General features: G+C 72.2%; 20 protein-coding genes. 14 read left to right on the top strand and 6 right to left on the bottom strand.

Features of this window, described 5'->3' with window-relative positions:
• The first annotated feature begins 64 nt into the window (after nucleotides 1–64).
• Nucleotides 65–928, top strand: coding sequence for a helix-turn-helix domain-containing protein (locus ACZ6EG_RS00855; protein WP_469600506.1), 864 nt, complete (start codon nucleotides 65–67; stop codon nucleotides 926–928).
• 154 nt (nucleotides 929–1,082) lie between these two features.
• On the opposite strand, the gene ACZ6EG_RS00850 is transcribed toward ACZ6EG_RS00855, so the two are convergent.
• The gene (locus ACZ6EG_RS00850; protein WP_383649722.1) at nucleotides 1,083–1,991 is read right to left on the bottom strand and encodes a carbohydrate kinase family protein; all 909 of its coding nucleotides are present in this window, start codon (nucleotides 1,989–1,991) and stop codon (nucleotides 1,083–1,085) included.
• Nucleotides 1,988–3,079 (bottom strand): LacI family DNA-binding transcriptional regulator, encoded by a 1,092-nt coding sequence (locus tag ACZ6EG_RS00845; protein WP_469600502.1) that lies wholly within the window; start codon nucleotides 3,077–3,079, stop codon nucleotides 1,988–1,990. Before ACZ6EG_RS00845 ends, ACZ6EG_RS00850 begins: the two co-directional genes overlap by 4 nt.
• 240 nt (nucleotides 3,080–3,319) lie before the next feature.
• Between ACZ6EG_RS00845 and ACZ6EG_RS00840 the strand changes: the two genes are divergently transcribed.
• A complete protein-coding gene (locus tag ACZ6EG_RS00840) occupies nucleotides 3,320–3,745 on the top strand; it encodes a Rieske (2Fe-2S) protein (protein WP_391967551.1) in 426 nt (141 codons plus the stop codon).
• A gap of 118 nt (nucleotides 3,746–3,863) precedes the next feature.
• Here the strand turns inward: ACZ6EG_RS00840 and ACZ6EG_RS00835 are convergent, their stop codons facing one another.
• Entirely contained in the window at nucleotides 3,864–4,814 is a 951-nt protein-coding gene (locus ACZ6EG_RS00835) for a hypothetical protein (RefSeq protein WP_391967550.1), read from the bottom strand.
• A gap of 414 nt (nucleotides 4,815–5,228) precedes the next feature.
• Here ACZ6EG_RS00835 and uvrC point away from each other — a divergent pair, with 414 nt between their 5' ends.
• The 11 genes from uvrC to pgi all read left to right on the top strand — a co-directional run bounded on the left by uvrC (nucleotide 5,229) and on the right by pgi (nucleotide 19,672).
• Nucleotides 5,229–7,346, top strand: a complete 2,118-nt coding sequence (gene uvrC / locus ACZ6EG_RS00830) for an excinuclease ABC subunit UvrC (RefSeq protein WP_469600497.1) — start codon at nucleotides 5,229–5,231, stop codon at nucleotides 7,344–7,346.
• On the top strand, nucleotides 7,343–8,359 hold the full coding sequence (gene rapZ / locus ACZ6EG_RS00825) for an RNase adapter RapZ (RefSeq protein WP_391967548.1): 1,017 nt from the start codon (nucleotides 7,343–7,345) through the stop codon (nucleotides 8,357–8,359). Before uvrC ends, rapZ begins: the two co-directional genes overlap by 4 nt.
• Nucleotides 8,356–9,447: a gluconeogenesis factor YvcK family protein gene (locus ACZ6EG_RS00820; RefSeq protein WP_053128931.1), complete on the top strand. Its 1,092-nt coding sequence runs from the start codon at nucleotides 8,356–8,358 to the stop codon at nucleotides 9,445–9,447. Before rapZ ends, ACZ6EG_RS00820 begins: the two co-directional genes overlap by 4 nt.
• The gene (gene whiA / locus ACZ6EG_RS00815; protein ID WP_356607877.1) at nucleotides 9,438–10,430 is read left to right on the top strand and encodes a DNA-binding protein WhiA; all 993 of its coding nucleotides are present in this window, start codon (nucleotides 9,438–9,440) and stop codon (nucleotides 10,428–10,430) included. The genes ACZ6EG_RS00820 and whiA overlap by 10 nt, the downstream gene beginning before the upstream one ends.
• A gap of 225 nt (nucleotides 10,431–10,655) precedes the next feature.
• Complete coding sequence (locus ACZ6EG_RS00810; RefSeq protein WP_391967547.1) at nucleotides 10,656–13,607, top strand: M14 family metallopeptidase; 2,952 nt, start codon at nucleotides 10,656–10,658, stop codon at nucleotides 13,605–13,607.
• Between the two features lie 227 nt (nucleotides 13,608–13,834).
• Nucleotides 13,835–14,842 carry a type I glyceraldehyde-3-phosphate dehydrogenase gene (gene gap, locus ACZ6EG_RS00805; protein ID WP_053128925.1) on the top strand — a complete coding sequence of 336 codons (1,008 nt, stop codon included), beginning with the start codon at nucleotides 13,835–13,837 and terminating at the stop codon, nucleotides 14,840–14,842.
• 138 nt (nucleotides 14,843–14,980) lie between these two features.
• Nucleotides 14,981–16,192 carry a phosphoglycerate kinase gene (locus ACZ6EG_RS00800; protein ID WP_391967546.1) on the top strand — a complete coding sequence of 404 codons (1,212 nt, stop codon included), beginning with the start codon at nucleotides 14,981–14,983 and terminating at the stop codon, nucleotides 16,190–16,192.
• Between the two features lie 5 nt (nucleotides 16,193–16,197).
• Complete coding sequence (tpiA, locus tag ACZ6EG_RS00795; RefSeq protein ID WP_391967545.1) at nucleotides 16,198–16,974, top strand: triose-phosphate isomerase; 777 nt, start codon at nucleotides 16,198–16,200, stop codon at nucleotides 16,972–16,974.
• A 150-nt stretch (nucleotides 16,975–17,124) separates the two neighbouring features.
• Nucleotides 17,125–17,355, top strand: coding sequence for a preprotein translocase subunit SecG (gene secG / locus ACZ6EG_RS00790; RefSeq protein ID WP_053128919.1), 231 nt, complete (start codon nucleotides 17,125–17,127; stop codon nucleotides 17,353–17,355).
• A 202-nt stretch (nucleotides 17,356–17,557) separates the two neighbouring features.
• Complete coding sequence (locus ACZ6EG_RS00785; RefSeq protein WP_003976875.1) at nucleotides 17,558–17,893, top strand: RNA polymerase-binding protein RbpA; 336 nt, start codon at nucleotides 17,558–17,560, stop codon at nucleotides 17,891–17,893.
• Between the two features lie 126 nt (nucleotides 17,894–18,019).
• On the top strand, nucleotides 18,020–19,672 hold the full coding sequence (gene pgi / locus ACZ6EG_RS00780) for a glucose-6-phosphate isomerase (protein WP_391967544.1): 1,653 nt from the start codon (nucleotides 18,020–18,022) through the stop codon (nucleotides 19,670–19,672).
• A gap of 28 nt (nucleotides 19,673–19,700) precedes the next feature.
• On the opposite strand, the gene ACZ6EG_RS00775 is transcribed toward pgi, so the two are convergent.
• Genes ACZ6EG_RS00775 through ACZ6EG_RS00765 form a run of 3 tightly spaced genes read right to left on the bottom strand, consistent with a single transcriptional unit; the run spans nucleotide 19,701 to nucleotide 23,465 of the window.
• Nucleotides 19,701–22,109: an FtsX-like permease family protein gene (locus ACZ6EG_RS00775; RefSeq protein WP_469600488.1), complete on the bottom strand. Its 2,409-nt coding sequence runs from the start codon at nucleotides 22,107–22,109 to the stop codon at nucleotides 19,701–19,703.
• A gap of 55 nt (nucleotides 22,110–22,164) precedes the next feature.
• Complete coding sequence (locus ACZ6EG_RS00770; protein ID WP_384693069.1) at nucleotides 22,165–22,953, bottom strand: ABC transporter ATP-binding protein; 789 nt, start codon at nucleotides 22,951–22,953, stop codon at nucleotides 22,165–22,167.
• Nucleotides 22,950–23,465 (bottom strand): PadR family transcriptional regulator, encoded by a 516-nt coding sequence (locus ACZ6EG_RS00765; protein WP_391967541.1) that lies wholly within the window; start codon nucleotides 23,463–23,465, stop codon nucleotides 22,950–22,952. The genes ACZ6EG_RS00770 and ACZ6EG_RS00765 overlap by 4 nt, the downstream gene beginning before the upstream one ends.
• A 167-nt stretch (nucleotides 23,466–23,632) precedes the next feature.
• On the opposite strand from ACZ6EG_RS00765, the gene ACZ6EG_RS00760 reads away from it, so the two are divergent.
• Nucleotides 23,633–24,904, top strand: a complete 1,272-nt coding sequence (locus tag ACZ6EG_RS00760; protein ID WP_469600483.1) for an ABC transporter substrate-binding protein — start codon at nucleotides 23,633–23,635, stop codon at nucleotides 24,902–24,904.
• Nucleotides 24,905–25,074 lie beyond the last annotated feature (170 nt).

Genomic DNA, 25,074 nt, shown 5'->3' with positions numbered 1-25,074 from the left:
ACCGGCCCGAGCGTGGTAGTCGCAGGGCCACCCTCCGAGCCCCGCCGCTTGGTACGTTCCAGACGTGAGCGACAACGAGTTGGGCACGTTCCTGCGGACCTGGCGCGAGTCCGTCACCCCGGTCGAGGTGGGGCTGCCGGCGGGCCCGCGCCGCCGTACTCCCGGCCTGCGCCGCGCCGAACTGGCCACGCTGGCCGGCGTCAGCGTCGAGTACCTCACGCGGCTGGAACAGGGACGGGACCGCAACCCGTCCGCCCAGGTGCTGGGCGCCCTCGCCGACGCCTTGCAGCTGCCGCTGCGGGACCGGATGCTGCTGCGCCGGCTGACCAAGGAGGCCGACGGAGGCGACCCGCTGCTGTGTGCCGCGGCCCCCTCGCTCGGCCGGACCGCGCGCCCCACCGTGCGGGCGGTTCTGGACCGTCTGGAGCCCACCCCCGCCGTGGTCCTCAACTGGATCGGCGACGTTCTCGCCCACACCGGCGGCTACGCGCGGCTGGTCGGCCCGATCGGGCTGCTCGACGTGGAACGCCCCAACCTGCTCCGGTACCTGTTCACCGACGAGCGCGCCCGCGCCGCCTACCCGGACTGGGACCGCATGGCCGACGACCTGGTCGCCCAGCTCCGGCACGAGGCCCCGCTGCGGGACCCGTACGTCACCGAACTGGCCGAGGAGCTGACCGTGACGGTGGGGGCGCCCTTCACCGACCGGTTCGCCGACCTGGGCGCTGCGCCTCGGCGGGCCGGGACGCAGCACGTCGAGCACCCGGAGGCCGGGCCGCTGCGGTTGCTGCACGAGACGCTCGCGCTGCCCGAGGAGGGCCAGCGGATCGTCGTACACCTGCCCGCGGACGACGCCACGGCCGCCGCCCTGGACCGGCTCAACGGCCGCCGCCCCGGCGCCCTGCGGGCGGTACGACCGGCGGGCTGAACCGGGCCTCTCGTCCGGATCGCTCATCCATCCGACCGGACCCGAAACCGACACCGCCCCTGCGACCGGACACGGAACCCACCTCGCACATGGGACCCGCCCCCGGACCCGACCCCGTCCACGCGACCGGCCCCGACCGGCCCCGCCCCCGCCGTCACCGTGCCACTTCGTGGGCGTACGGAGGCTCGGCGCCCGCCCGGGAGCAGGTGACCGCGGCCGCACGGGCGGCGAAGCCCAGCAACTCGGCCCAGCCGTCCGCCCCCAAGGCGGCCACGGCGTCGCCGTCGAGGGCGTCCCGCGCCGCGAGGCCGTGCAGCAGCGCCGCGTTCACCGTGTCGCCCGCGCCGATCGTGTCCACCACATCGACCCGCCGACCCGGCACCGCGTGTTCCCCCCCGTCGCGGGTGAACGCCGTCAGCCCCGCCCCGCCCCGGGTCACCACGACGGCTGCCGGGCCCGCGGCCAGCCACTCCCGCGGGGTGCCACCGAGCCACTCGGCGTCCTCGGCGGACAGCTTCAGCAGGGACACCCACGGCAACCAGCTCCGGAACCGGGCCCGGTAAGCGTCCGGGTCAGGGATCAGGCCGGCCCGGATGTTCGGGTCCAGCGCGGTGAAGACGCCCCGCTCGGCCGTCTCGCGCATCAGCTCCTCGTACGCGCTCGCCCCGGGCTCCAGTACCAGCGAACAGGTGCCGAACGACACCGCGCGAGTGCCGTCCGGCAGCGCGCCGGGCTTGGTGAACAGCCGGTCGGCCGACCCCTCCACGTAGAACGAGTACGCGGCCGAACCGTCCGGGTCCACCGAGGCCACGGCGAGTGTCGTCGGCTCGGGGCCGCGCTGTACCGGCGAGACGTCCACACCGGTCGCGCGCAGCCGGTCCAGCAGCGCCTCGCCGAAGGCGTCGTCCGACACCCGGGAGCAGAAGGCGGTGGGGGAGCCGAGGCGGCCCAGCGCGACGGCCGTGTTGTACGGCCCACCGCCGAGCGCCGGCCGTAGCGCGGCGAGGGCGCCCGTGCCCTGCGGTACCAGGTCGATCAGTGCCTCACCGGCGACGACGATCACTGCGAGTTCCTCTCATGGGCCCCGGTGGGGGACTGCTCGGTGGGTTCGGACTGCTCGGTGGGTGTGGAGCGTTCGGGACACCCGCACGAGGTGCGGTGTACGAAGGCGCAGGGCAGCCGGACGGTCCGCGCGGGCCGCTCCGGTGCGGCGAGGCGCTCCAGCAGCAACCTGACGGCCCGTGCACCGATCTCCCTGCTGGGCTGCGCCACGGCGGTGAGCCGGGGGGAGAAGAGGTCCGCCCAGGCGAAGTCGTCGAAACAGCACAGGGCGAGGTCACCGGGGACGGCCAGGCCGCGCTCCCGCAGGGCACGCAGCGCGCCGATGGTCATCGCGTTGTTGGCGGTGACCAGGGCGGTGGGCGGCACCGCAAGGGACAACAGGGCCGCCGCGGCCCGTTCGCCGCCGGCCGCCTCGGAGTCGCCGTGGACCAGGAGCCGTTCGTCGTAGGGCAGCCCGGCGGCGGCGAGGCCGTGCCGGTACCCGGTGATCCGCTCGCGCGTCGTGCTGAGTCCCGGCCGACCCGCGACCAGGCCGATCCGACGGTGGCCGAGCCCCGCGAGATGGGTGACCAACCGGGTCGTGGGCTCGGCGCTCTCCGCGCAGACCTGGTCGAAGAGCGCCGCGCCGGCGCCCTCGGGGGTGCCGATGATCCGGTCGAGGAACACGCTGGGCACGCGGTGGCGGCCCAGGTAGGCGATGAGGTCGCGCGGGTCGGCGGAGGGCGCGACGATCATGCCGTCCACGCGCCGCTCGTGCAGCAGCTGCACGACCTTGCGCTCGTGCGCCGGGTCGTCGTGCGGATCGGCGATGAGGAGGCTGTAACCGTGCTCCAGCGCGGCGGCCTCGACGCCCTGGAGTATCTCCGTGAAGTACGGGTTGCTGATCGCCGACACGGCGAGCCCGATCGAGCGGGTGCGGGAGGTGACCAGGGAGCGGGCGAGGGTGTTGGGCGTGTAGCCGAGCTCCTCGATGGCGTCCAGGACCGCCTGGCGGGTGTGCGGCCGCACCGGGCGGGTGTCATTGAGCACGTGCGAGACGGTCGCCACGGAGACCCCCGCGCTCCGTGCGACGTCGGTCATGGTCGCCATCGGCGGGTCCTCTCCGTGTTCCGCCCGGTTCCTCCCGGCGCGCTCCGCCCGGTGCCTCCCGGCGTGTTCTCCCGGCGCGCTGCTGGGACCGTATCCCATCTGGCGCAAGTGCGTAAACGTTTACGCAAGCGTTTACGCGGCTTTGCCGTCACGCGTACGTCCCGACGACCCACCCGGCGGGCGGGAGCCCGGCGCCGGATATCGTCGGCCTGCACATCCCCCGACCAGTGGAGACCCCCCATGCCCGGCCGTCCCGCCCCGAGCCGCCGTACCGTCCTGCGCTCGGCGGCCGCCACACCCGTCGCCGGTCTCGGTCTCGCCGCCTGCTCGCCGGGCGACGACGGCGCGGCGCCCGCCAGGCCGACCGCGCCCGTCGACCTCGGTGCGGAGGGGGCGGTCGCCGCGGGGGAAGCCAAGCTCTACCGGGACGAGAACGTGGTCGTCAGCCGGGGCGGCGACGGCGCCCTGAAGGCGTTCAGCACGGTCTGCACGCACGCGGGGTGCCCCATCAAGAAGCTGGAGGGGGCGAAACTCGTCTGCCCCTGCCACGGCAGCGAGTTCGACGCCCGGTCCGGCGAGGTGCTGCACGCCCCGGCGACGGTCGCGCTCATCGAGCTGCCGGTCGAGGTGGAACAGGGCCGGATCGTCGTGAGCCCGGGAACCTGACCGACCAGGTCCGTCCGGACCCCGGCCCGCCTGGCACGACCCACCTGGCATGACCCGGCCCGCCCCGCGTGACCCGCCTCGTCCGGCCCGCCCCGCTGCCCACGCGGGTGCCGTCCCCTCAGTCCCACTCCCACTCGATCCCCAGCAGCCCCGACCGCACCCGCGGCTCCACGAGGTGCACGGAGTGGTGGGGGCGGCTGAGGCGCAGTTCCTGTCGGCCGCCCCGCGGAGCCGCCGGCGAGTGCTGCGTGAACCGGTGGCAGCGGGCCGGCAGAGCCGCGGCGTCGAACCGCACCTGCAACGCGTACTGCCCGCCGACCGAGCCGAACCCCCGGACGTACTCGCGCGACACTCCCGCCGTGCCGTCCTCGACCCCGTAGCGGAAGAGGTAGGTGTCCCCGGCCCGCAGACGCGTGTCGAAGAGCAGTTCCGTCACGAGCACACCGGTGTCGTGGTGGGTGCGGACACGTCCCGTGCGGCAGTTCTCCAGCGCGTGGACGGTCATCCGTGCGGGGGCGCACCCCGGGTCACCGTGGTGGACGGCGACGAATCGGTCGACACCGTCGCGGTGGGCGCGGACGATGTGGTGCGACTCGCGGCCGGCGAGCTCGCGCCGCGACCCCACCCGGATGCGCTCGTGGTGCCCGAGGCTGTGCACGCCGCCGTCCGACCGCTGGTGGTCCAGCTCGGCCAGCAGCCCGTCCAGGACGCAGGAGGCCTCCAGGTGGGCCCGGTAGGAGCGGGCCGCGGGCCGCCGCGCGAGGGTGTCCTCGTCCGTCTCGGCGAGCAGACGTATCAGCGACTCCTCGGGCAGCTCGAGTATCTCCTCCAGTGCCCGCACGGCCCGCAGCGACTCCGGGCGCTGCGGGCGCCGGGCACCCTGCTGCCAGTAGCTCAGGCTCGTGACGCCCACCTTCACCCCGCGGCGCGACAGATGGTGCTGCACGCGCTGCAGGGGCAGACCGCGAGCGGCGATCGCGGCGCGCAGGGCCACGTGGAAGGGGCCACCGCGCAGGACCGAGTCCAGGTCCGCGGTGGCGACGTCCAAGGGCTGGGTGGCGTGCGGCATGCGGGGGCCTTCCTGTGAAGTTCACGACGGCTGGTCAGACCGTTCGGCGCGGATCGACCGGGGCCGCCCCCCGGTCGCGGCGCAGAGGTCTTCACATCCGCACGCCGCGCATCGAGGCCCCGAGTCCCCCCGCATTGAAGCGTGTTGACCTAGTCCCGACAACACCTGACGCCCCACCCCGACGTGCTCCTGGCCGAGAACGCACCGGCCCGGCTCCCCGGGGGCACACGGTGTGACCGACCGGCCCCGGACCGTCTTCCTCCGGGTCCGGACCGTCTTCCCCCCGGCCCGGACCGTCTTCCCTCGACTCCGTGGCCGGTCGTGCGCAGAGGTCCCTCCCGTTCGTCCACAGGGCCTCGCGCCGTCGTCCACAGCCCCGCCGGAGTGTCGGCCCCCGCCAGTAGGGTGTGAGTCATGGCCGACCCCTCCAGCTACCGCCCCAAACCGGGAGAGATCCCGGACACCCCGGGGGTGTACAGGTTCCGTGACGAGCACCGCCGGGTGATCTACGTCGGAAAGGCGAAGAGCCTGCGCCAGCGCCTGGCGAGCTACTTCCAGGACCTGGCGAACCTCCACCCCCGCACCCGCACCATGGTCACCACCGCCGCGTCCGTGGAATGGACGGTCGTGTCCACGGAGGTCGAGGCGCTGCAGCTGGAGTACTCCTGGATCAAGGAGTACGACCCCCGGTTCAACGTGAAGTACCGCGACGACAAGAGCTACCCGTACCTCGCGGTGACCATGAACGAGGAGTTCCCGCGCGTGCAGGTGATGCGCGGCCACAAGAAGAAGGGCGTGCGCTACTTCGGCCCGTACGGGCACGCCTGGGCGATCCGCGACACGGTCGACCTCCTGCTGCGCGTCTTCCCGGTGCGCACCTGCTCCGCGGGGGTCTTCAAGAACGCCGCCCGTACCGGCCGCCCCTGCCTCCTCGGCTACATCGGCAAGTGCTCGGCGCCGTGCGTCGACCGGATCTCCCCGGACGACCACTGGGACCTGGCCGACGAGTTCTGCGACTTCATGGCCGGCCGCACAGGCACCTACCTGCGCCGTCTGGAGCGGCAGATGGCCGACGCGGCCGAGGAGATGGAGTACGAGCGGGCGGCGCGTCTGCGGGACGACATCGGGGCCCTGAGGAAGGCGATGGAGAAGAGCGCGGTCGTGCTGGCCGACGCGACCGACGCCGACCTGATCGCGGTCGCCGAGGACGAGCTGGAGGCGGCCGTCCAGATCTTCCACGTGCGCGGCGGACGCGTGCGCGGCCAGCGCGGCTGGGTCACGGACAAGGTGGAGGAGGTCACCACCGGCGCCCTCGTCGAGCACGCCCTCCAGCAGCTGTACGGCGAGGAGACCGGGGACGCCGTCCCCAAGGAGGTCCTGGTCCCCGCGCTGCCCGACCCGGTGGAGCCGGTCCAGCAGTGGCTGACCGACCGCCGGGGGTCCGGCGTGTCCCTGCGCATCCCGCAGCGCGGCGACAAGAAGGCGCTCATGGAGACCGTCCAGCGCAACGCCCAGCAGGCGCTCGTCCTGCACAAGACCAAGCGCGCCTCCGACCTGACGACCCGCTCGCGCGCGCTGGAGGAGATCGCCGAGGCCCTGGACCTGGACAGCGCCCCGCTGCGCATCGAGTGCTACGACATCTCGCACCTCCAGGGCGACGACGTGGTGGCCTCCATGGTCGTCTTCGAGGACGGTCTGGCACGCAAGAGCGAATACCGGCGCTTCCAGATCAAGGGGCGGGCCGGAGACACGCAGCTGTGGCACGGCAACGGTCAGGACGACGTCCGCTCCATGCACGAGGTCGTCACCCGCCGCTTCCGCCGCTACCTCGCCGACAAGGAGAGGACCGGCGAGTGGGCGGACGAGAGCGGGACCGACGGAGGGGAAGCGGGCAGCGACGCGCCGCCGACGGACGGCCCGGCCCTGAAGGACGAGGACGGCCGCCCCAAGCGTTTCGCCTACCCGCCCCAGCTCATCGTCGTCGACGGTGGCCGGCCGCAGGTCGCGGCGGCCCAGCGGGCCCTGGACGAGCTGGGCATCGACGACATCGCCGTCTGCGGCCTCGCCAAGCGACTGGAGGAGGTGTGGCTGCCCCGCGAGGACGACCCGGTCGTCCTGCCCCGCACCAGCGAGGGTCTGTACCTCCTGCAGCGCGTCCGAGACGAGGCCCACCGTTTCGCGATCACCTACCAGCGCGCCAAGCGCGCCAAGCGCTTCCGCTCCAGCCCGCTGGACGACGTGCCGGGCCTCGGGGAGACCCGCAAGCAGGCGTTGATCAAGCACTTCGGTTCGGTGAAGAAGCTGCGGTCGGCGACGATCGACCAGATCTGCGAGGTGCCCGGCATAGGCCGCAAGACGGCCGAGACCGTCGCCGTGGCCCTGGCCGCGGCCACCCCGGCCGCTCCCGCCGTGAACACGGCGACGGGAGAGATCATTGATGACGAGGACGGGGCACCCGAGACGACCGCGGATGCCCCTGGGGAGCCCGTGACCGCGGGCACCCCGGACGAACGACGGGGGCAGGAGAGATGACCGAGCACGAGGCACAGCCCACAGCGGGACGAGAACAGGCCCACCGCACGACCGGTGAGGATCCGGGCCCGCAGACGCCCGGTTCCGAACCGGGCCAGGACGACGGAGCACAGGTGAGTACGGGCAAGGAAGCAGCCGGGGCGCACGAGGCGGCCATCCCCGAGCTGGTGATCATCTCCGGCATGTCCGGGGCCGGCCGCTCGACGGCCGCCAAGTGTCTGGAGGACCTCGGCTGGTTCGTCGTCGACAACCTCCCGCCCGCGCTGATCCCCACGATGGTGGAGCTCGGCGCCCGCTCGCAGGGCAACGTGGCGCGGATCGCGGTCGTCGTCGACGTCCGCGGCCGGCGCTTCTTCGACAATCTCCGCGAGTCCCTCGCGGACCTGGACGCCCGCGCTGTCACCCGCAGGATCGTCTTCCTGGAGTCGTCCGACGAGGCCCTGGTGCGCCGCTTCGAGTCGGTGCGCCGCCCGCACCCCCTCCAGGGCGACGGCCGCATCGTCGACGGCATCGCCGCCGAGCGGGAGCTGCTGCGCGAGCTGCGCGGCGACGCCGACCTGGTGATCGACACCTCCAGCCTGAACGTGCACGAGCTGCGCGCCAAGATGGACGCACAGTTCGCCGGCGACGAGGAGCCCGAGCTGCGGGCCACCGTCATGTCCTTCGGCTTCAAGTACGGCCTCCCGGTCGACGCCGACCTGGTCGTGGACATGCGCTTCCTGCCCAATCCGCACTGGGTCCCCGAGCTGCGCCCGTTCACCGGCCTGAACGAGGAGGTGTCCTCCTACGTCCTGAACCAGCCCGGGGCCAAGGAGTTCCTCGACCGCTACACCGAGCTGCTCCAGATGATCGCCACGGGTTACCGTCGGGAGGGCAAGCGCTATGTGACCGTCGCCGTCGGCTGTACCGGCGGCAAGCACCGGTCCGTGGCCATGTCGGAGAAGCTCGCCGCCCGGCTCGCCGCGGAGGGCGTGGAGACGGTGGTCGTCCACCGGGACATGGGACGGGAATGACAGGACGTACTCCGCGGCTGAGCAGGCTGCGCCGGGTGGTGCCCGAGGGACGCGGCGGCCGGCCCGCCGAGACCCGCGCCGCCCGGCCCGAACAGGCACGCGGTGGCAAGCCGCGCCGCCGGGGCGCCCAGCCCAAGGTCGTCGCCCTCGGCGGCGGCATGGGCCTGTCCGCCTCGCTCGCCGCACTGCGCCGGATCACCGGCGACCTCACGGCCGTCGTCACCGTGGCCGACGACGGGGGCTCCAGCGGGCGCCTCCGGGACGAGCTGGGCGTCCTGCCGCCCGGCGACCTGCGCAAGGCGCTGGCCGCGCTGTGCGGCGACGACGACTGGGGCCAGACCTGGGCCCGCGTCATCCAGCACCGCTTCCAGTCCCAGGGCGACCTGCACGAGCACGCGGTCGGCAATCTGCTGATCGTCGCCCTGTGGGAGCAGCTCGGCGACCACGTCCAGGCGCTGGACCTGGTCGGCAAGCTGCTCGGCGCGCACGGGCGGGTGCTGCCCATGTCGGCGGTGCCGCTGGAGCTCCAGGCCCTGGTCCGGGGGCACGACCCGGAGCGGCCCGACGAGGTGGACACCGTGCGCGGGCAGGCGACCGTGGCGCTCACGCCCGGCGAGGTGCAGTCCGTCCACCTGGTGCCGAACGACCCGCCGGCCGTCCCCGAGGCGGTCGACGCCGTCCTGGACGCCGACTGGGTGGTGCTCGGCCCGGGCTCCTGGTTCTCCTCGGTCATTCCGCACCTGCTCGTGCCCGATCTGCTCGACGCGCTCGCCCAGACCAAGGCGCGCCGGGTGCTCTCCCTGAACCTCGCGCCCCAGCCCGGAGAAACCGAGGGCTTCTCTCCGCAGCGTCATTTGGAGGTTTTGGGACGACACGCCCCTAAACTCGCCCTGGACGTGGTGCTGGCCGACGAGGCCGCCGTGCCCGACCGTGACTCGCTCACCGACGCCGCGAAACGGTTCGGCGCCGCGGTCGAACTGGCTCCGGTCGCCCGGACCGACGGGACCCCGAGGCACGACCCGGAGCTGCTGGCCGCCGCGTACGACCGTATTTTTCGGATGCATGGAAGGATCGGCCCATGGCGATGACGGCAGCGGTGAAGGATGAGATCTCCCGGCTCCCCGTCACCCGTACCTGCTGCAGGAAGGCGGAGGTCTCCGCCGTTCTGCGGTTCGCCGGCGGCCTTCACCTGGTGAGCGGGCGCATCGTGATCGAGGCCGAGCTGGACACCGCGAGAGCGGCCCGCCGGCTCAAGCAGGACATCCTGGAGATCTTCGGGCACAGCTCGGAGCTGATCGTGATGGCTCCGGGCGGACTGCGCCGGGGCTCGCGTTACGTCGTTCGGGTGGTTGCGGGCGGTGACCAGCTGGCCCGTCAGACCGGCTTGGTGGACGGCCGGGGACGGCCGATCAGGGGCCTGCCGCCGCAGGTGGTGTCGGGGGCCACGTGCGACGCCGAGGCCGCCTGGCGCGGTGCCTTCCTGGCGCACGGCTCGCTGACGGAGCCCGGCCGGTCCTCCTCCCTGGAGGTGACCTGCCCGGGGCCCGAGGCGGCACTCGCCCTGGTCGGCGCCGCCCGCCGACTGTCGATCCCCGCCAAGGCCCGCGAGGTGCGCGGCGTGGACCGGGTGGTCGTCCGCGACGGTGACGCGATCGGCGCCCTGCTCACCCGGCTCGGTGCCCACGACTCGGTGCTTGCCTGGGAGGAGCGGCGGCTGCGGCGCGAGGTCCGCGCCACCGCCAACCGCCTCGCCAACTTCGACGACGCCAACCTGCGCCGCTCGGCGCGTGCCGCCGTCGCCGCCGGCGCCCGGGTGCAGCGCGCCCTGGAGATCCTCGCCGACGACGTGCCCGAGCACCTCGCCGCCGCGGGCCGGCTCCGGATGGAGCACAAGCAGGCCTCCCTGGAGGAGCTGGGCGCCCTCGCCGATCCGCCGCTGACGAAGGACGCCGTCGCCGGCCGCATCCGCCGTCTGCTGGCGATGGCCGACAAGCGGGCCTCGGACCTGGGCATCCCCGGAACGGACGCCAACCTCGGCGAGGAGGAGCTGGCGGACAACCTCGTCGGCTGACCCGAACGCCCCGAGCCACCGACGTTCGCGTCCCTCCACGCACGCACGCCGACCGCCCGCCGGGCGGCCAACAAGCCGGTGCCGGAGCCCACTTGGGTGACCGGCACCGGCTTCGGCGTGTCCTTGCCGCCCTCTTGACTCGATCATGAGCTGTCATGAGCCTGGCATCTGTTCGCTGCTGTGGCGGACTCAAGCCTGTCGGACAGGCTTCAGCTAGGGGGGTTCATGAGACGAAGAGCGAGATCGATCCTCGCCGTCGGCGCGCTCCTGATCGGCGGAGCGGGCTTCGCACCCATCGCCCAGGCACAACCCGCGGACCCGGCGACCCCGGACGCGGAGGAGGTGAAGGTCTTCCGCGCCGAGGTCACGCAGGAGCAGGTGCCCCTGCTGCTGGCCGCCGGACAGGACGGCCACGAACTCAGCGAGCGGGTCCCCGACAAGGGGACGGCCACCGTCGAGGTCTACCTGACCGACGGGCAGGCCGAGAAGCTGGAGAAGCAGGGCGTCGGCCTCGCCGAGCACACCCTCTCCGCCCGGGCCGAGAGGCGCGTGGAGGCCGCCGCCGACGGCGTCTTCCGCCCGTACAGCGGCAGCGGCGGCCTGCGGGAGGAGATCCTGCGGACCGCGCAGGAGAACCCCGGCCTCACCAAGGTCGTCTCCATCGGCAAGACCGTGAAGGGCCAGGACATCCTGGCCCTCAAGCTCACCAAGAACGCGAAGAAGTCGAAGGACGGCTCCAAGCCCTCCGTCCTCTACATGTCCAACCAGCACGCCCGTGAGTGGATCACCCCGGAGATGACCCGCCGGCTGATGCACCACTACCTGGACAAGTACGACCAGGACCGCCGGATCAAGAAGCTCGTCGACTCGACCGAGATGTGGTTCCTCCTGTCGGCCAACCCCGACGGCTACGACTACACGTTCGAGGACACCGACAACCGCCTGTGGCGCAAGAACCTGCGCGACAACAACGGCGACGGCACCATCGGCACCGGCGACGGCGTCGACCTCAACCGCAACTTCGCCTACAAGTGGGGCTACGACGACGAGGGCTCGTCCCCGAACCCCACCAGCCAGACCTACCGCGGTGACGGCCCGAACTCCGAGCCCGAGACCCAGGCCCTGGACGCCTTCCAGAAGCGGATCGGCTTCACCTACGGCATCAACTACCACTCCGCCGCCGAACTCCTCCTCTACGGGGTCGGCTGGCAGGTGGCCACGAACACCCCGGACGACGTCCTCTACAAGGCGCTCGCCGGCACGCCGGACAACTCCGCGATCCCCGGCTACCACCCGCAGGTCTCCTCGGAGCTGTACACCACCAACGGCGAGGCGGACGGCCACGCGGCCAACGTCAACGGCACGGCGATGTTCACCCCCGAGATGTCCACCTGCCAGACCATCTCCGAGCAGGACCCCGACGACGAGTGGAACGCGGGCGACTGCCAGTCGGGCTTCAACTTCCCCGACGACGAGGAACTGATCCAGCAGGAGTTCGCGAAGAACATCCCCTTCGCCCTCTCCGTCGCCGAGAGCGCCGCGCACCCCGACCGGCCTGCCTCCGCGGTCGGCCTGGAGGCCGCCGACTTCACCCCGGCCCCCTTCACCACGTCCTACTCGCGCGGCGCCGACCAGGAGGTCTCGGTCGTCGTCCGCAAGTCCGTACGCGACAAGGAGCTGAAGTACCGCGTCAACGGCGGACGCGTCCACGACATGGCCCTCAAGCCGTGGCGGGGAGGCGAGCGGTACGGCGGCGAGGACAACCTCTACTTCGACGAGTACCGAGCCAAGGTCAAGGACGGCGACCGCGGCGACAAGGTCGAGGTCTGGTTCGCCGGCGAGACCCGGAGCGGCAAGCGGACCGAGAGCGAGCACTTCACCTACACGATCGCCGAGCGCCCCCGCGCGGACGTCCTCGTCGTCGCCGAGGAGGGCGCGAAGGCCACGCAGGCGCAGACCTACGTGGACGCGCTCAGGGCCAACGGCAGGCGGGCGGCCGTCTGGGACGTCGCCACCCAGGGCGCGCCCGACGCGCTCGGCGTCCTCGCCCACTTCGACACCGTCGTCCACCACACCGGCGCCGCGGTGCCCGGCAACGCCACCCAGCTCCAGCTGCGCGCCTTCCTCAACGAGGGCGGCCGGCTGATCGAGGCGGGGGAGCGGGCCGGCGGCAGCGTCGACCTCGGCGGCGGCACCCTGTCCGACGACTTCAGCCAGTACTACCTGGGCGCCTACACCCGCACCTCGACCCCCGGAGCAACCGGATTCACCGGCTCCGGCAAGCTCGGCGGCACCACCGGCACGCTCGGCGGCGCCCCCGGCAACCCGCTCGACGCGGCCGGCACCTACAGCGTGACCTCGGACCAGCTGCCCGTCGACACCTACCCCCAGTTCGCGAGCGCGGGCGCCGGGAAGTTCGCCGGGACGGTCAACCCGTACGGGCCCTACGCCGGCGAGTGGATGGCGGCCGCCGTCCACACGGACGACGCCTACAAGCGCCTCACCCGCACCGTCGACCTCACCGGTGTCACCGCCTCCGAGCGCCCCACGCTCCGCACCCAGCTGCTGTGGGACACCGAGCGCGGCTACGACCACGCCCTGGTCGAGGCGCACACCACCGGCGCCGACGACTGGACCACGCTGCCCGAGGCCGGCGGCGCCACCGGCACGGCCGTGCCGGCGGAGTGCTCGGCCGGGTTCTACGTGAGCGAGCACCCCTGGCTGGAGCACTACCTGACCCTGTCCGACGACGGTTGCACCGCGGCCGGCACCACCGGGCAGTGGAACAGCCTCACCGGATCGTCCGGGGGCTGGCGGCAGGTCGAGTTCGACCTGAGCGCCTACGCCGGGAAGTCCGTCGAGCTGTCGATCGCCTACGTCACCGACCCCGGCAGTGGCGGCCGCGGCGTCCTCGCCGACGAGGCCTCCCTCGTCGTCGGCTCCACGGCCACGACCGAGGGCTTCGAGACCTCTCTCGGCGCCTGGCGGGTGGCCGGGCCGCCCGCCGGCAGCCCCGCCGTCCTGAAGGACTGGGCCCGCACCGGCACCCTGTTCCAGACGTACGGCGCGGTCACCACGGACGACACCGTGCTGCTGGGCTTCGGCCTGGAGCACCTCACGGAGCCGACCGCCCGGGCGGCCCTGCTCCGCCAGGCGCTGCGTGCCCTGGATGAGTGAATTCCGGTTCGCTGGGGACTGACACGGTGTAGCGAAATCGGGTGATCGGTCCCCACGCCCCAGGGCGGTCCGTACCCCTACTGGCGGGTACGGACCGCCCTGCCGGGTATGGGGCGTCTCGATGTCACCCCCGAGGCCCCGGAGAGGTAGGGTCGGTGGTGGTCGGGGACATCCCAAATACAGCTCGCCGGCACATCGGGCCGGCGTACCAACGAGGAGATCGGTTCGTGACGATCCGCGTAGGCATCAACGGCTTTGGCCGCATCGGTCGTAACTACTTCCGCGCGCTGCTGGAGCAGGGTGCAGACATCGAGATCGTGGCTGTCAACGACCTGGGTGACACCGCGACCACCGCCCACCTGCTCAAGTACGACACCATCCTCGGGCGCCTCCCGTACGAGGTCTCGCACACCGAGGACACCATCACCGTCGGTGACAAGACCGTGAAGGTCCTCGCCGAGCGCAACCCCGCGGACATCCCCTGGGGCGACCTGGGTGTCGACATCGTCATCGAGTCGACCGGCATCTTCACGAAGAAGGCCGACGCCGAGAAGCACATCGCGGGCGGCGCGAAGAAGGTCCTCATCTCGGCCCCGGCCAAGGACGAGGACGTCACCATCGTGATGGGCGTCAACCAGGACAAGTACGACCCGGCGAACCACCACGTCATCTCCAACGCCTCCTGCACCACCAACTGTGTGGCGCCGATGGCCAAGGTCCTCGACGAGAACTTCGGCATCGTCAAGGGCCTGATGACGACGGTGCACGCGTACACGAACGACCAGCGGATCCTGGACTTCCCGCACAAGGACCTGCGCCGCGCCCGTGCCGCCGCGGAGAACATCATCCCGACCACCACGGGTGCCGCCAAGGCCACCGCGCTGGTCCTCCCGCAGCTCAAGGGCAAGCTGGACGGCATCGCCATGCGCGTCCCGGTCCCGACCGGCTCGGTCACCGACCTCGTCCTGGAGCTCGGCCGCGAGGTCACCAAGGAAGAGGTCAACGCCGCCTTCCAGAAGGCCGCCGAGGGCGAGCTCAAGGGCATCCTGGAGTACACCGAGGACCCGATCGTCTCCTCGGACATCGTCAACGCCCCGGCGTCCTGCACCTTCGACTCGTCCCTGACCATGGTCCAGGACGGCAAGAACGTGAAGGTCATCGGCTGGTACGACAACGAGTGGGGCTACTCCAACCGCCTCGTCGACCTCACGGTCTTCGTCGGCAACCAGCTCTGATCCAGCCGGATTCAGCAGGCACCTCGATGCGACAGCAGGGCTCGGGCAGCGCAAGGATGCGCTGTCCGGGCCCTGCGTCGCGTCCGCAGCGACCAGCCCTCGTAGGATCACGAGCGATCCGAGAACCCAGGAGCACTCTTGAAGACGATCGACGAACTGCTCTCCGGAGGCGTCGCGGGCAAGCGCGTCTTCGTCCGCGCCGACCTGAACGTGCCGCTGGACGGCACCACCATCACCGACGACGGCCGCATCCGCGCCGTGGTGCCCACCGTCAAGGCCCTCGCCGACGCGGGCGCGCGCGTGATCGTCGCCTCGCACCTGGGCCGCCCCAAGGGCGCCCCGGACCCGGTCTTCTCCCTCGCCCCGGCCGCCGCCCGCCTCGGTGAGATCCTCGGCGCCGACGTCGCCTTCGCCGAGGACACGGTCGGCGAGTCCGCCGAGTCCACGGTGTCCGGCCTCTCCGACGGCCAGGTGGCCGTCATCGAGAACCTGCGCTTCAACGCCGGTGAGACCAGCAAGGACGACGCCGAGCGCGCCGCCTTCGCCGACAAGCTGGCAGGCCTCGCGGACGTCTACGTAGGCGACGGCTTCGGCGCGGTGCACCGCAAGCACGCCTCCGTCTTCGACCTGCCGAAGCGGCTGCCGCACTACGCCGGGTACCTCATCGCCACCGAGGTCGGCGTCCTGAAGAAGCTCACCGACGACGTGCGGCGGCCGTACGTGGTCGCCCTCGGCGGTGCCAAGGTCTCCGACAAGCTCGCCGTCATCGACCAGCTGCTCGGCAAGGCCGACCGGCTCCTCATCGGCGGCGGCATGGCGTACACCTTCCTCAAGGCCCAGGGCCACGAGGTCGGCATCTCCCTCCTTCAGGAGGACCAGGTCCCGGTCGTCAAGGAGTACATCGAGCGCGCCGAGAAGAACGGCGTCGAGCTGGTCCTCCCCGTCGACGTCCTGGTCGCGACCGAGTTCCCGGACCTGAAGACGAAGACCCCGGCGCACCCGGCCACCGTCGCCGCGGACGCCATCCCGGCCGACCAGGAGGGTCTGGACATCGGTCCCGAGACCCGCAAGCTGTACGCCTCGAAGCTCGCCGACGCCGCCACCGTCTTCTGGAACGGCCCCATGGGCGTCTTCGAGCACCCCGACTACGCCGAGGGCACCAAAGCGGTCGCCCAGGCCCTCGTCGACGCCCCGGGCTTCACCGTGGTCGGCGGCGGCGACTCCGCCGCGGCCGTCCGTACGCTCGGCTTCGACGAGAACGCATTCGGCCACATCTCGACCGGCGGCGGCGCCTCCCTCGAATACCTCGAGGGCAAGACGCTCCCCGGCCTCGCCGCACTGGAGGACTGACCTCAATGAGCACCCGCACGCCGCTGATGGCGGGCAACTGGAAGATGAACCTCAACCACCTCGAGGCCATCGCCCACGTCCAGAAGCTCGCCTTCGCCCTCGCGGACAAGGACTACGACGCCGTCGAGGTCGCCGTCCTCGTCCCCTTCACCGACCTGCGCTCGGTGCAGACCCTGGTCGAGCACGACAAGCTGAAGATCAAGTACGGCGCCCAGGACGTCTCCGCCCACGACGGCGGCGCCTACACCGGCGAGATCTCCGGCCCGATGCTGGCCAAGCTCCGCTGCACCTACGTCGCGATCGGCCACTCCGAGCGCCGGCAGTACCACGCCGAGACCGACGAGCTGGTCAACGCCAAGGTCAAGGCCGCCTACAAGCACGGCCTGACCCCGATCCTGTGCGTCGGCGAGGAGCTGGAGGTCCGCGAGGCGGGCAACCACGTCGCCCACACCCTCGCCCAGGTCGAGGGCGGCCTGAAGGACCTCACCGCCGAGCAGGCCGAGACGATCGTGATCGCCTACGAGCCGGTGTGGGCCATCGGCACCGGCAAGGTCTGCGGCGCCGAGGACGCCCAGGAGGTCTGCGCGGCCGTCCGCGGCAAGGTCGCCGAGCTGTACTCGCAGGAGCTGGCCGACAAGGTCCGCATCCAGTACGGCGGCTCCGTCAAGGGCGGCAACGTCGCCGAGATCATGGCGCAGGCCGACATCGACGGCGCCCTGGTCGGCGGTGCCTCGCTGGACTCGGACGAGTTCGTCAAGATCGTCCGCTTCCGCGACCAGTAGACCGCCCGGTCGGTCGGCCGGTGGCCCGGCGGATCGACCGGTGAGTAGGCGGTAGCGGCGATACGTCGTACCCTTGCGGGGGCATGGTGGCCTGCGTCATCGTGCCCCCGTCGTTCATCCGAAGCCGAGGAAGTTGGTCCAGCCGTGGTTATGGGGTTCTCGATCGCCCTGATCGTCTTCAGCCTGCTGCTGATGCTGCTGGTGCTGATGCACAAGGGAAAGGGCGGCGGCCTCTCCGACATGTTCGGTGGCGGCATGCAGTCGTCCGTCGGCGGCTCCTCGGTCGCCGAGCGCAACCTCGACCGGATCACCGTGGTGGTCGGTCTCCTGTGGTTCGCGTGCATCATGGTGCTCGGCCTGCTGATGAAGGCGAACAGCTGACCCATCACGCACTTCCGCACGTAAAGCCCCATGTTCGGTACGCGCTTCACGGCGCCGCCTATCATGGGGCTTGCGTCTGTGTGCGCTTGGGCTTGTCACTCGAATCACTGGACGCGCGTTGGGCCTTACGTAGACTGAGGCGCTCGCAGCGAGGCGAAACGCCGACTCGCTTCGCGGCACCATCACGCAGGGAGTTACGACCGTGGCAAGTGGCAACGCGATCCGGGGAAGCCGGGTCGGGGCGGGGCCGATGGGCGAGGCCGAGCGCGGCGAGTCCGCGCCGCGCCTGCGCATCTCCTTCTGGTGCTCCAACGGACACGAGACGCAGCCGAGCTTCGCGAGCGACGCGCAGGTCCCCGAGACCTGGGACTGCCCGCGCTGCGGATTCCCCGCCGGACAGGACCGGGACAACCCCCCGGACCCGCCCCGCACCGAGCCCTACAAGACCCACCTCGCCTATGTGCGCGAGCGGCGCAGCGACGCGGACGGGGAGGCGATTCTCGCCGAGGCGCTCGCCAAACTCCGCGGTGAGATCTAGCCCGACGACATCGCGGCTTTCTCCCGCGGTCACTTCGGTCCGGTTCAGTCTTCTTGACCGTTGATCAATTAGGTTGGAACAGCCGGGACAGCTGGGACACCTAGGGAAGAAGGCTGAAGTCCGAACATGAACGCAGACGGCCGTACCAGGCTCAACCAGACGCCTGAATGGAACGCGCTGGCCAAACACCGCGACGAACTGGGCGAGGTCCGGCTGCGCGAGTTGTTCGCCGCCGACCCCGGGCGGGGCACCGACCACACGCTCCGGGTGGGAGACCTGTACGTCGACCACTCCAAGCACCTCGTGACCGACGAGACCCTGCGGCTGCTGCGGGAACTGGCCGCCGCGACGGACGTCTTCGGCCTGCGGGACGCCATGTTCCGTGGCGAGCGGATCAACACCACCGAGGACCGGGCGGTGCTGCACACCGCGCTGCGGGCCCCGCGGGACGCGGTGATCGAGGTCGACGGCGAGAACGTCGTGCCCAAGGTGCACGCCGTCCTGGACAAGATGGCGGACTTCGCCGACCGGGTCCGTTCCGGCGCGTGGACGGGCCACACCGGCAAGCGCATCCGGAACATCGTCAACGTCGGCATCGGCGGCTCCGACCTGGGCCCCGCCATGGCCTACGAGGTCCTGCGCGCCTTCACCGACCGCGCGTTGACGGTCCGGTTCGTCTCCAACGTCGACGGTGCCGACCTGCACGAGGCGACGCGGGACCTGGACCCGGCCGAGACGCTGTTCGTCATCGCCTCCAAGACCTTCACCACCATCGAGACGGTCACCAACGCGACCTCCGCCCGGGCCTGGCTGCTGAAGGAGCTGGGCGACGAGAAGGCGGTCGCCCGGCACTTCGTCGCGCTGTCCACGAACGCGGAGAAGGTCGCCGAGTTCGGCATCGACACGGCCAACATGTTCGAGTTCTGGGACTGGGTCGGCGGCCGCTACTCGTACGACTCGGCGATCGGGCTCTCCCTCATGATCGCCATCGGCCCGGACCGCTTCCGGGAGATGCTCGACGGCTTCCACCTCGTCGACGAGCACTTCCGCACCGCTCCGGCCGAGTCCAACGTGCCGCTGCTGATGGGCCTGTTGGGCATCTGGTACGGCAACTTCATGGGTGCCCAGTCGCACGCGGTCCTGCCGTACTCGCACTACCTGTCGAAGTTCACGGCCTACCTCCAGCAGCTGGACATGGAGTCCAACGGCAAGTACGTCGGCCGGGACGGGCGCGAGGTGGAGTGGGAGACCGGACCGGTCGTGTGGGGCACGCCGGGCACCAACGGGCAGCACGCCTACTACCAGTTGGTCCACCAGGGCACCAAGCTGATCCCGGCGGACTTCATCGGGTTCGCCGAGCCGGTGCCCGGACTGAGCGACGAGCTGAAGGACCAGCACGACCTGCTGATGGCCAACTTCTTCGCGCAGACCCAGGCACTCGCCTTCGGCAAGACACCGGACGAGGTGCGGGCCGAGGGCGTGCCGGAGGAGCTGGTCCCGCACAAGACCTTCCGGGGCGACCACCCGACGACCACGATCCTCGCCCGGGAGCTGACCCCCTCGGTCCTCGGCCAGCTCGTCGCCCTCTACGAGCACAAGGTGTTCGTCCAGGGCGCCATCTGGGACATCGACTCCTTCGACCAGTGGGGCGTCGAACTGGGCAAGGTGCTGGCCAGGCGCGTCGAACCCGCCCTCACGGAAGGCGCCGAGGTACCCGGTCTGGACGCCTCCACCACGGCGCTGGTCGCCGCCTACCGGGAGCTGCGCGGACGGGCATGAGCCGGACCGCGGTGGCCCGGCGGTTCCGTCAGGCCACCGCGCCCAGCGTGTCGGCGAGGCGCCGCCGGGCCGCCCGGGACGCCGGCAGCGAGGCCAGGGCGGCGGCCCCGAGCACCGCACCCGTCCCCAGCAGCGCGAGGAGACCGGGGGAGGGCGCCCGGGCGATGCCCGCGCCGATCCCGCTGGAGGCGCCCTGCGCGTCGATCAGCCAGTGCGCGAGCGGCAGCCCCAGCGCGAGGGCGAGCAGCACCGCCGCCAGGGCGGTGCAGGCGGTTGCCGTGACGGTGATGCCGGTGATCTGGCGGGGCGACAGGCCGATCGCCTTGAGCGCGAGCAGGTCCCGTTCGCTCTCGCGGACGGTGCCTCCGATCGCGGTGAGCAGCTCGACCAGCCCGATCAGGGCGAGCACGGCGATCAGCCCGAGAACGACCCCGCGCAAGGGGGAGAGCCCGTCGGCCGGGTTCGCCACGGGATGCACGTCGAGCCGGCCCTCCCCGGCCCCGGCGAGCCGCCCGGCGACCTCGTCCGGGTCGGCGCCGGCGTGCAGACGCAGCTGGTAGAGGGTCGGACTCAACCGCGGGTCGTTCTCCCGCAGCGTGTCCAGGGACGTGGAGATGACCCGGCCCGCGTTCTCCGTCTCGATGCTGCGGCCCACGATGTGCAGGATCTGCGGCCGGTCGCCGACGGTCATCCGGACCCAGTCGCCGACCCGTACGTCCAGCAGGTCGAGCAGACCCTGCCCGGCCACCGCCTCGTCCGCCCCGCGCGCGCGGCGCCCCTCGGCCAGGGCGTAGGGGTACGGGTCCTCCTGGGTGCCGAGACCGCGCAGCGCTATGGTCGCGGTCTGCCCCGGCACCAGTGCGGCCACCTCCACGCCCGGGTAGGCGGCGGCGACCTGGGGGTCGCGCTCCAGCAGGGCACGGGTGCCCCGGTCGCCGGGACCGGCGTCGGCACGCACGCTGAGGGCGGCGGGCAGACCGATCTGCTCGGGCCGGCTCTGGAAGCGGTCGATGGTGGTCCAGGCGCTCATCGCCACCACGATCAGCAGCAGCGGCAGCGTGAGCCGGGCGACCGTGGCGAGTGAGCGCGGTCGGCGCGTGAACGCCTTGTGCCAGCCCAGGACGAGCGCGGGCGGCACACGGATCTCCCGCTCCCGTCCGCCGGACCACCCCTCGGCACGCTCCTCACCGGCCGCTCCGCCACGCTCCGCGACGCCTGACCCGTGCCCCTGTCCCCGGCCCCGAAGCCGTGGCACCCGGAGCCCCCGCAGCCCCAGCGCCCGCCGGCCCGCGGCGGACAGCCCCCCGCCTCGCGCGGCCGCCGGACGAGGCACCGGTACCGGTGGCACCCGCCCCGCCCGCCAGGCCGCGAGGCCGGTGGTGGCGGCGATGAACAGCACCGCGCCCGCCGGTACGGCGAACAGCGCGACGGCGTGGCCGGGCAGCCCCTGCCAGACACCGACCGCGTCCCCGAGCCGCCCGGGCACACGGCTGCCGAGGGCCTGGGTGAGCGCGGCTGCGGCCACCGCGCCGAGCAGCGCGTAGGCGAGGTGCTGGAGCAGGAAGACCCGGACGACCTGTCCCGGTGTGAAGCCGATCGCCTTCAGCACGGAGATGTCCCGCAGATGACCGCGGATCCGGGTGCCGATCGCCCCGTGCACCGCCAGCCCGGCGGCGAGCAGCGCCCCCAGTCCGAACAGGCCGAGGACCTGGCCGAGCAGCCGGTTGTCGCCCTGTGCCTCGGCGCGGGCCTGCTGCCAGGTGGAGACCTGGCCGATGGCGCCGGCGCCGAGCACGGTCACCGCGCGCTGCACGACGTAGTCCGTGTCGGCGGGGTCGGTCAGCCGCAGGCCGGTCACCTGACCGCCCGGACGGCTCACCGCGGCCGGCGGTGCCCACACCAGGCCCGGCCGCTCGCCCGGGCGGTAGCGGCGTTCGGGGCTGTCCGCGATGCCGAGCACCGTCAGGGTCCGTGCCGTGCCCGGCAGGGCGAGGGTGTCGCCGGGCTGGGCCAGCAGGGCGCGGGCGAGCCGGCTCTCCAGGACCACCCCGTCGGGATCCGCCGGGTCGAGCCAGTGCCCGGCGGTGAGCAGCGGGCGCCCCACGGAGGGCTCCCCGGTGGTGCCGCGCAGCTCCACGGAGGCGCGGGTGCCGCGTACGGAGACGGTGGCGGGGGCGGTGGGGTAGGGACCGGCGACGGAGCCCACGCCGTCCAGGCCGGCCAGCTCGGCCGGGTCGGCCGAGGCGTCGGTGTGCAGCCAGACGTGGGCCCCGCGGGACTGGGTGAAGACGCGCTGCCAGGGGTTGGTCGCGTACCCGAACAGGGCGGTGGCCAGCAGCAGCGAGGCGACCACGCCCGCGGTGGCCAGGATGAGGAACAGCGCCTCGCCCCGATGGGTGCGCAGATCGGAGTGGGCCCAGCGCAGGGTGGCTCGCACCGGCCTCAGCGCTCCGGGGCGCGGTGCGCGCGGTGGTCGTGCGTCGGCATGCCGGTCATCGGGGTCGGTCCCCGAGTTCCAGCACGGCGGAGGTGCCGGGCCGGCGGCGCGGCGGGGTGCCGGCGTCCAGTGCGGCGTCGTCGGCTATGCGCCCGTCGAAGAAGCTGATCACCCGGTCGGCGGCGCTCGCGAGCCGGGCGTCGTGGGTGACCAGCAGGATCGTCTGGCCGCGCTGGTGGAAGCGGGTGAGCAGCCGCATCACCTCGCGGGTGCCCTTGCTGTCCAGGCTGCCCGCGGGCTCGTCGGCCAGCAGCAGCGGTGGATGGTTGACCAGGGCCCGGGCGAGGGCCACCCGCTGCTGCTCACCGCCGGACAGCTCCCCGGGCATGCTGCGCTCCTTGCCCGTCAGGCCCAGCTCGGCCAGCAGCTCCGCACGCTCGGCGCGCGCACGCTTCGGCGGCAGTCCGGCGAGCAGGGCGGGCAGCTCGACGTTGTCGGCGACGGACAGGTCGGAGACCAGGTTGAAGAACTGGAAGACGATGCCGATGCGCTTCCTGCGCTCGACGGCCCAGCGCGCCTCGCTGTACGCGTCCGTGCACGCGCCGTCCAGCCAGAGACTGCCGGCGTCCGGCCGCTGGAGCCCGCCGAGGAGGTGCAACAGCGTCGACTTGCCGGCGCCGGACGGCCCGGTGATCGCCACGAACTCGCCCCGCCGCACACACAGGTCGACCCCGCGCACGGCGTGCGCCGGAGCGCCCTCGCCGTGGTGCGTCCTGACCAGGCCCTCGGCGCGCAGCACCGGAGCCGGGCCCGTGCCCGCCGCGGAGTCGGCCCCAGCGCTCACTCCAGCTCCTCCAGCTCTTCCTGGCACCTCTCCAGCCAGTCGAGGTCGGCCTGCAGGTGCAGCATCGCGCCCTCGATGAGGAGGTGGGCGACGCGGTTGTCGCGGTCTTCGGCGGCGGCCAGCTTCGACAGCTGCCGCATGGTGTTCAGGTACTGCCGCCGCTGTTTGTTGATGAGGGCGACCTGGTCGGCGAGCCCGGTCTGCGGGGCGAGGGCGAGCTTCATGAAGAAGTCGTCCCGCACCCGCGGCTCGTCCGCCGTCTCCTCGTACCAGGCCCGCAGCTCGTCGCGCCCGGCGTCGGTGAGGTGGTAGACCTTCTTGTTGGGCCGGCTCGACTGCTCGATGGCCTCGCCCTCGATCAGTCCCGTCTTCTCGAGGCGGCCGAGGGTGACGTAGATCTGGCCGACGTTCGGCTGAGGGTACGCGGAGCCCAGCAGTTGCTCAAGGTCCTGCTTCAGCTCGTAGCCGTGGGCGGGACCGCGGGCCAGGAGAGCCAGGAGGTGCAGGCGCACTCAGCCGTCCTCCCGCCTCTGGTCATGTCCCCGGATGTGCTCCAGGCCCTAGTATCGCGCATACCTAACAGGTATACATGGCCTCTGGTCCGGGCGAGGGCGCCCGGTGCCGGCCCGCGGGGTGCGCACGTACCGGCCGGTGAGCGAGGTCGTACAGGGAGGAACCTATGCGGTGGATCCACGCCGCCGGTAGGGGCCTCCTCGTCCTCGTCGTGATCCTGACCGGATACGCCGCCTCCGGCGCCCGCGCCGACGGGGGCGCGACGGGCGGGCGCGGTCCGCTCACCCTGGCCACCGCCGGTGACCTCACCGGGTACCTGGGTCCGCTGCTGGCGGGCTGGAACCGCGCGCACCCCGCCGAGAAGGTCACCCTCGTCGAACTGCCCGACTCCGCGGACGAGACCCGCGCGCAGATGGCCACCGACCTGCGGGACGGCGGCCGGCACCGCTTCGACGTCCTCAATATCGACGTCAACTGGACCACCGAGTTCGCCGCCGCCGGCTGGATACGTCCGCTGCCGCGCGACCGGTTCCCGCTCGGCGCCCTGCTGCCGCCGGTCGTCGACACGGCGACCTACGACGGGCGGCTGTACGCCGTCCCGTACGTCACGAACGCGGGTCTCCTGCTGTACCGCAAGGACGTCCTGGCCGCCGAGGGCGTCCCCGCGCCGCGCACCTGGGACGAGCTGGAGCGGTACGCCGAGACCATCGCCCCCAAGCACGGACTCGACGGGTACGCGGGCCAGTTCCTGCCCTACGAGGGCCTCACGGTCAACGCGGCCGAGGCCGTCTACTCGGCGGGCGGGAGCATCCTCGGCGACGAGGGCGAGCGGGTCACCGTGGACTCGGCGGCGGCCCGCGAGGGCGTCGGTTTCCTGGCGCGCGGTGTGCGCGAGGGCTGGATACCGAGGGACGCGCTGGCCTACAAGGAGGAGGAGTCCAAGCGGGCCTTCCAGGACGGCCGGCTGCTCTTCCTGCGCAACTGGCCCTACGCCTACGTCGGCGCGTCCGCCGCGGGCTCGAAGGTCGCCGGGAAGGTCGGCGCGGTACCCCTTCCCGGGCCGGACGGCCCCGGCACCAGCGTCCTCGGCGGGTCCAACCTGGCCGTCGGCGCCCATGCCCGGCATCCCGACTCGGCCGCGCGCCTCATCGCGTACCTCACCAGCGAGCGCGTGCAGCGCCAGGTCCTCACCCGCGGCGCGCTGCCACCGGTGCGGGCCGACCTCTACGAGGACCCGGAACTCGTCGCCGCGTTCCCCTACCTGCCGACCCTGCGCGAGAGCGTGCTGACCGCGGCACCGCGCCCCAAGAGTCCGCGCTACGACCAGGTCAGCCTGGCCGTGCAGGCGGTCGTGCACGACGCGATGGCCGGGCGGCAGACGCCCGAGGCCGCCGTGCGGCGGCTGGCCCGCGAGCTGGCCGCACTCTCACGCCGCTGACCCCGTCACCTAGTTACATGTTAGGTAACGCCGACGTCTCATCTGCGCCTGTAGTGCGGCGAAAAGTACGGATATGAGACCCCGTTCGCTCCGGCGTACCTGTTCTCTCCGTTGACATCCCCGCGACACCGCTACCTAACATGCATGCATAACGGCTGCTCCCAACAGAC

The sequence above is a fragment of the Streptomyces sp. NPDC041968 genome (genome assembly GCF_055589025.1).
Note: the sequence above shows the minus strand (reverse complement) of the source record. Positions and strands in the feature narration are given on the sequence as shown.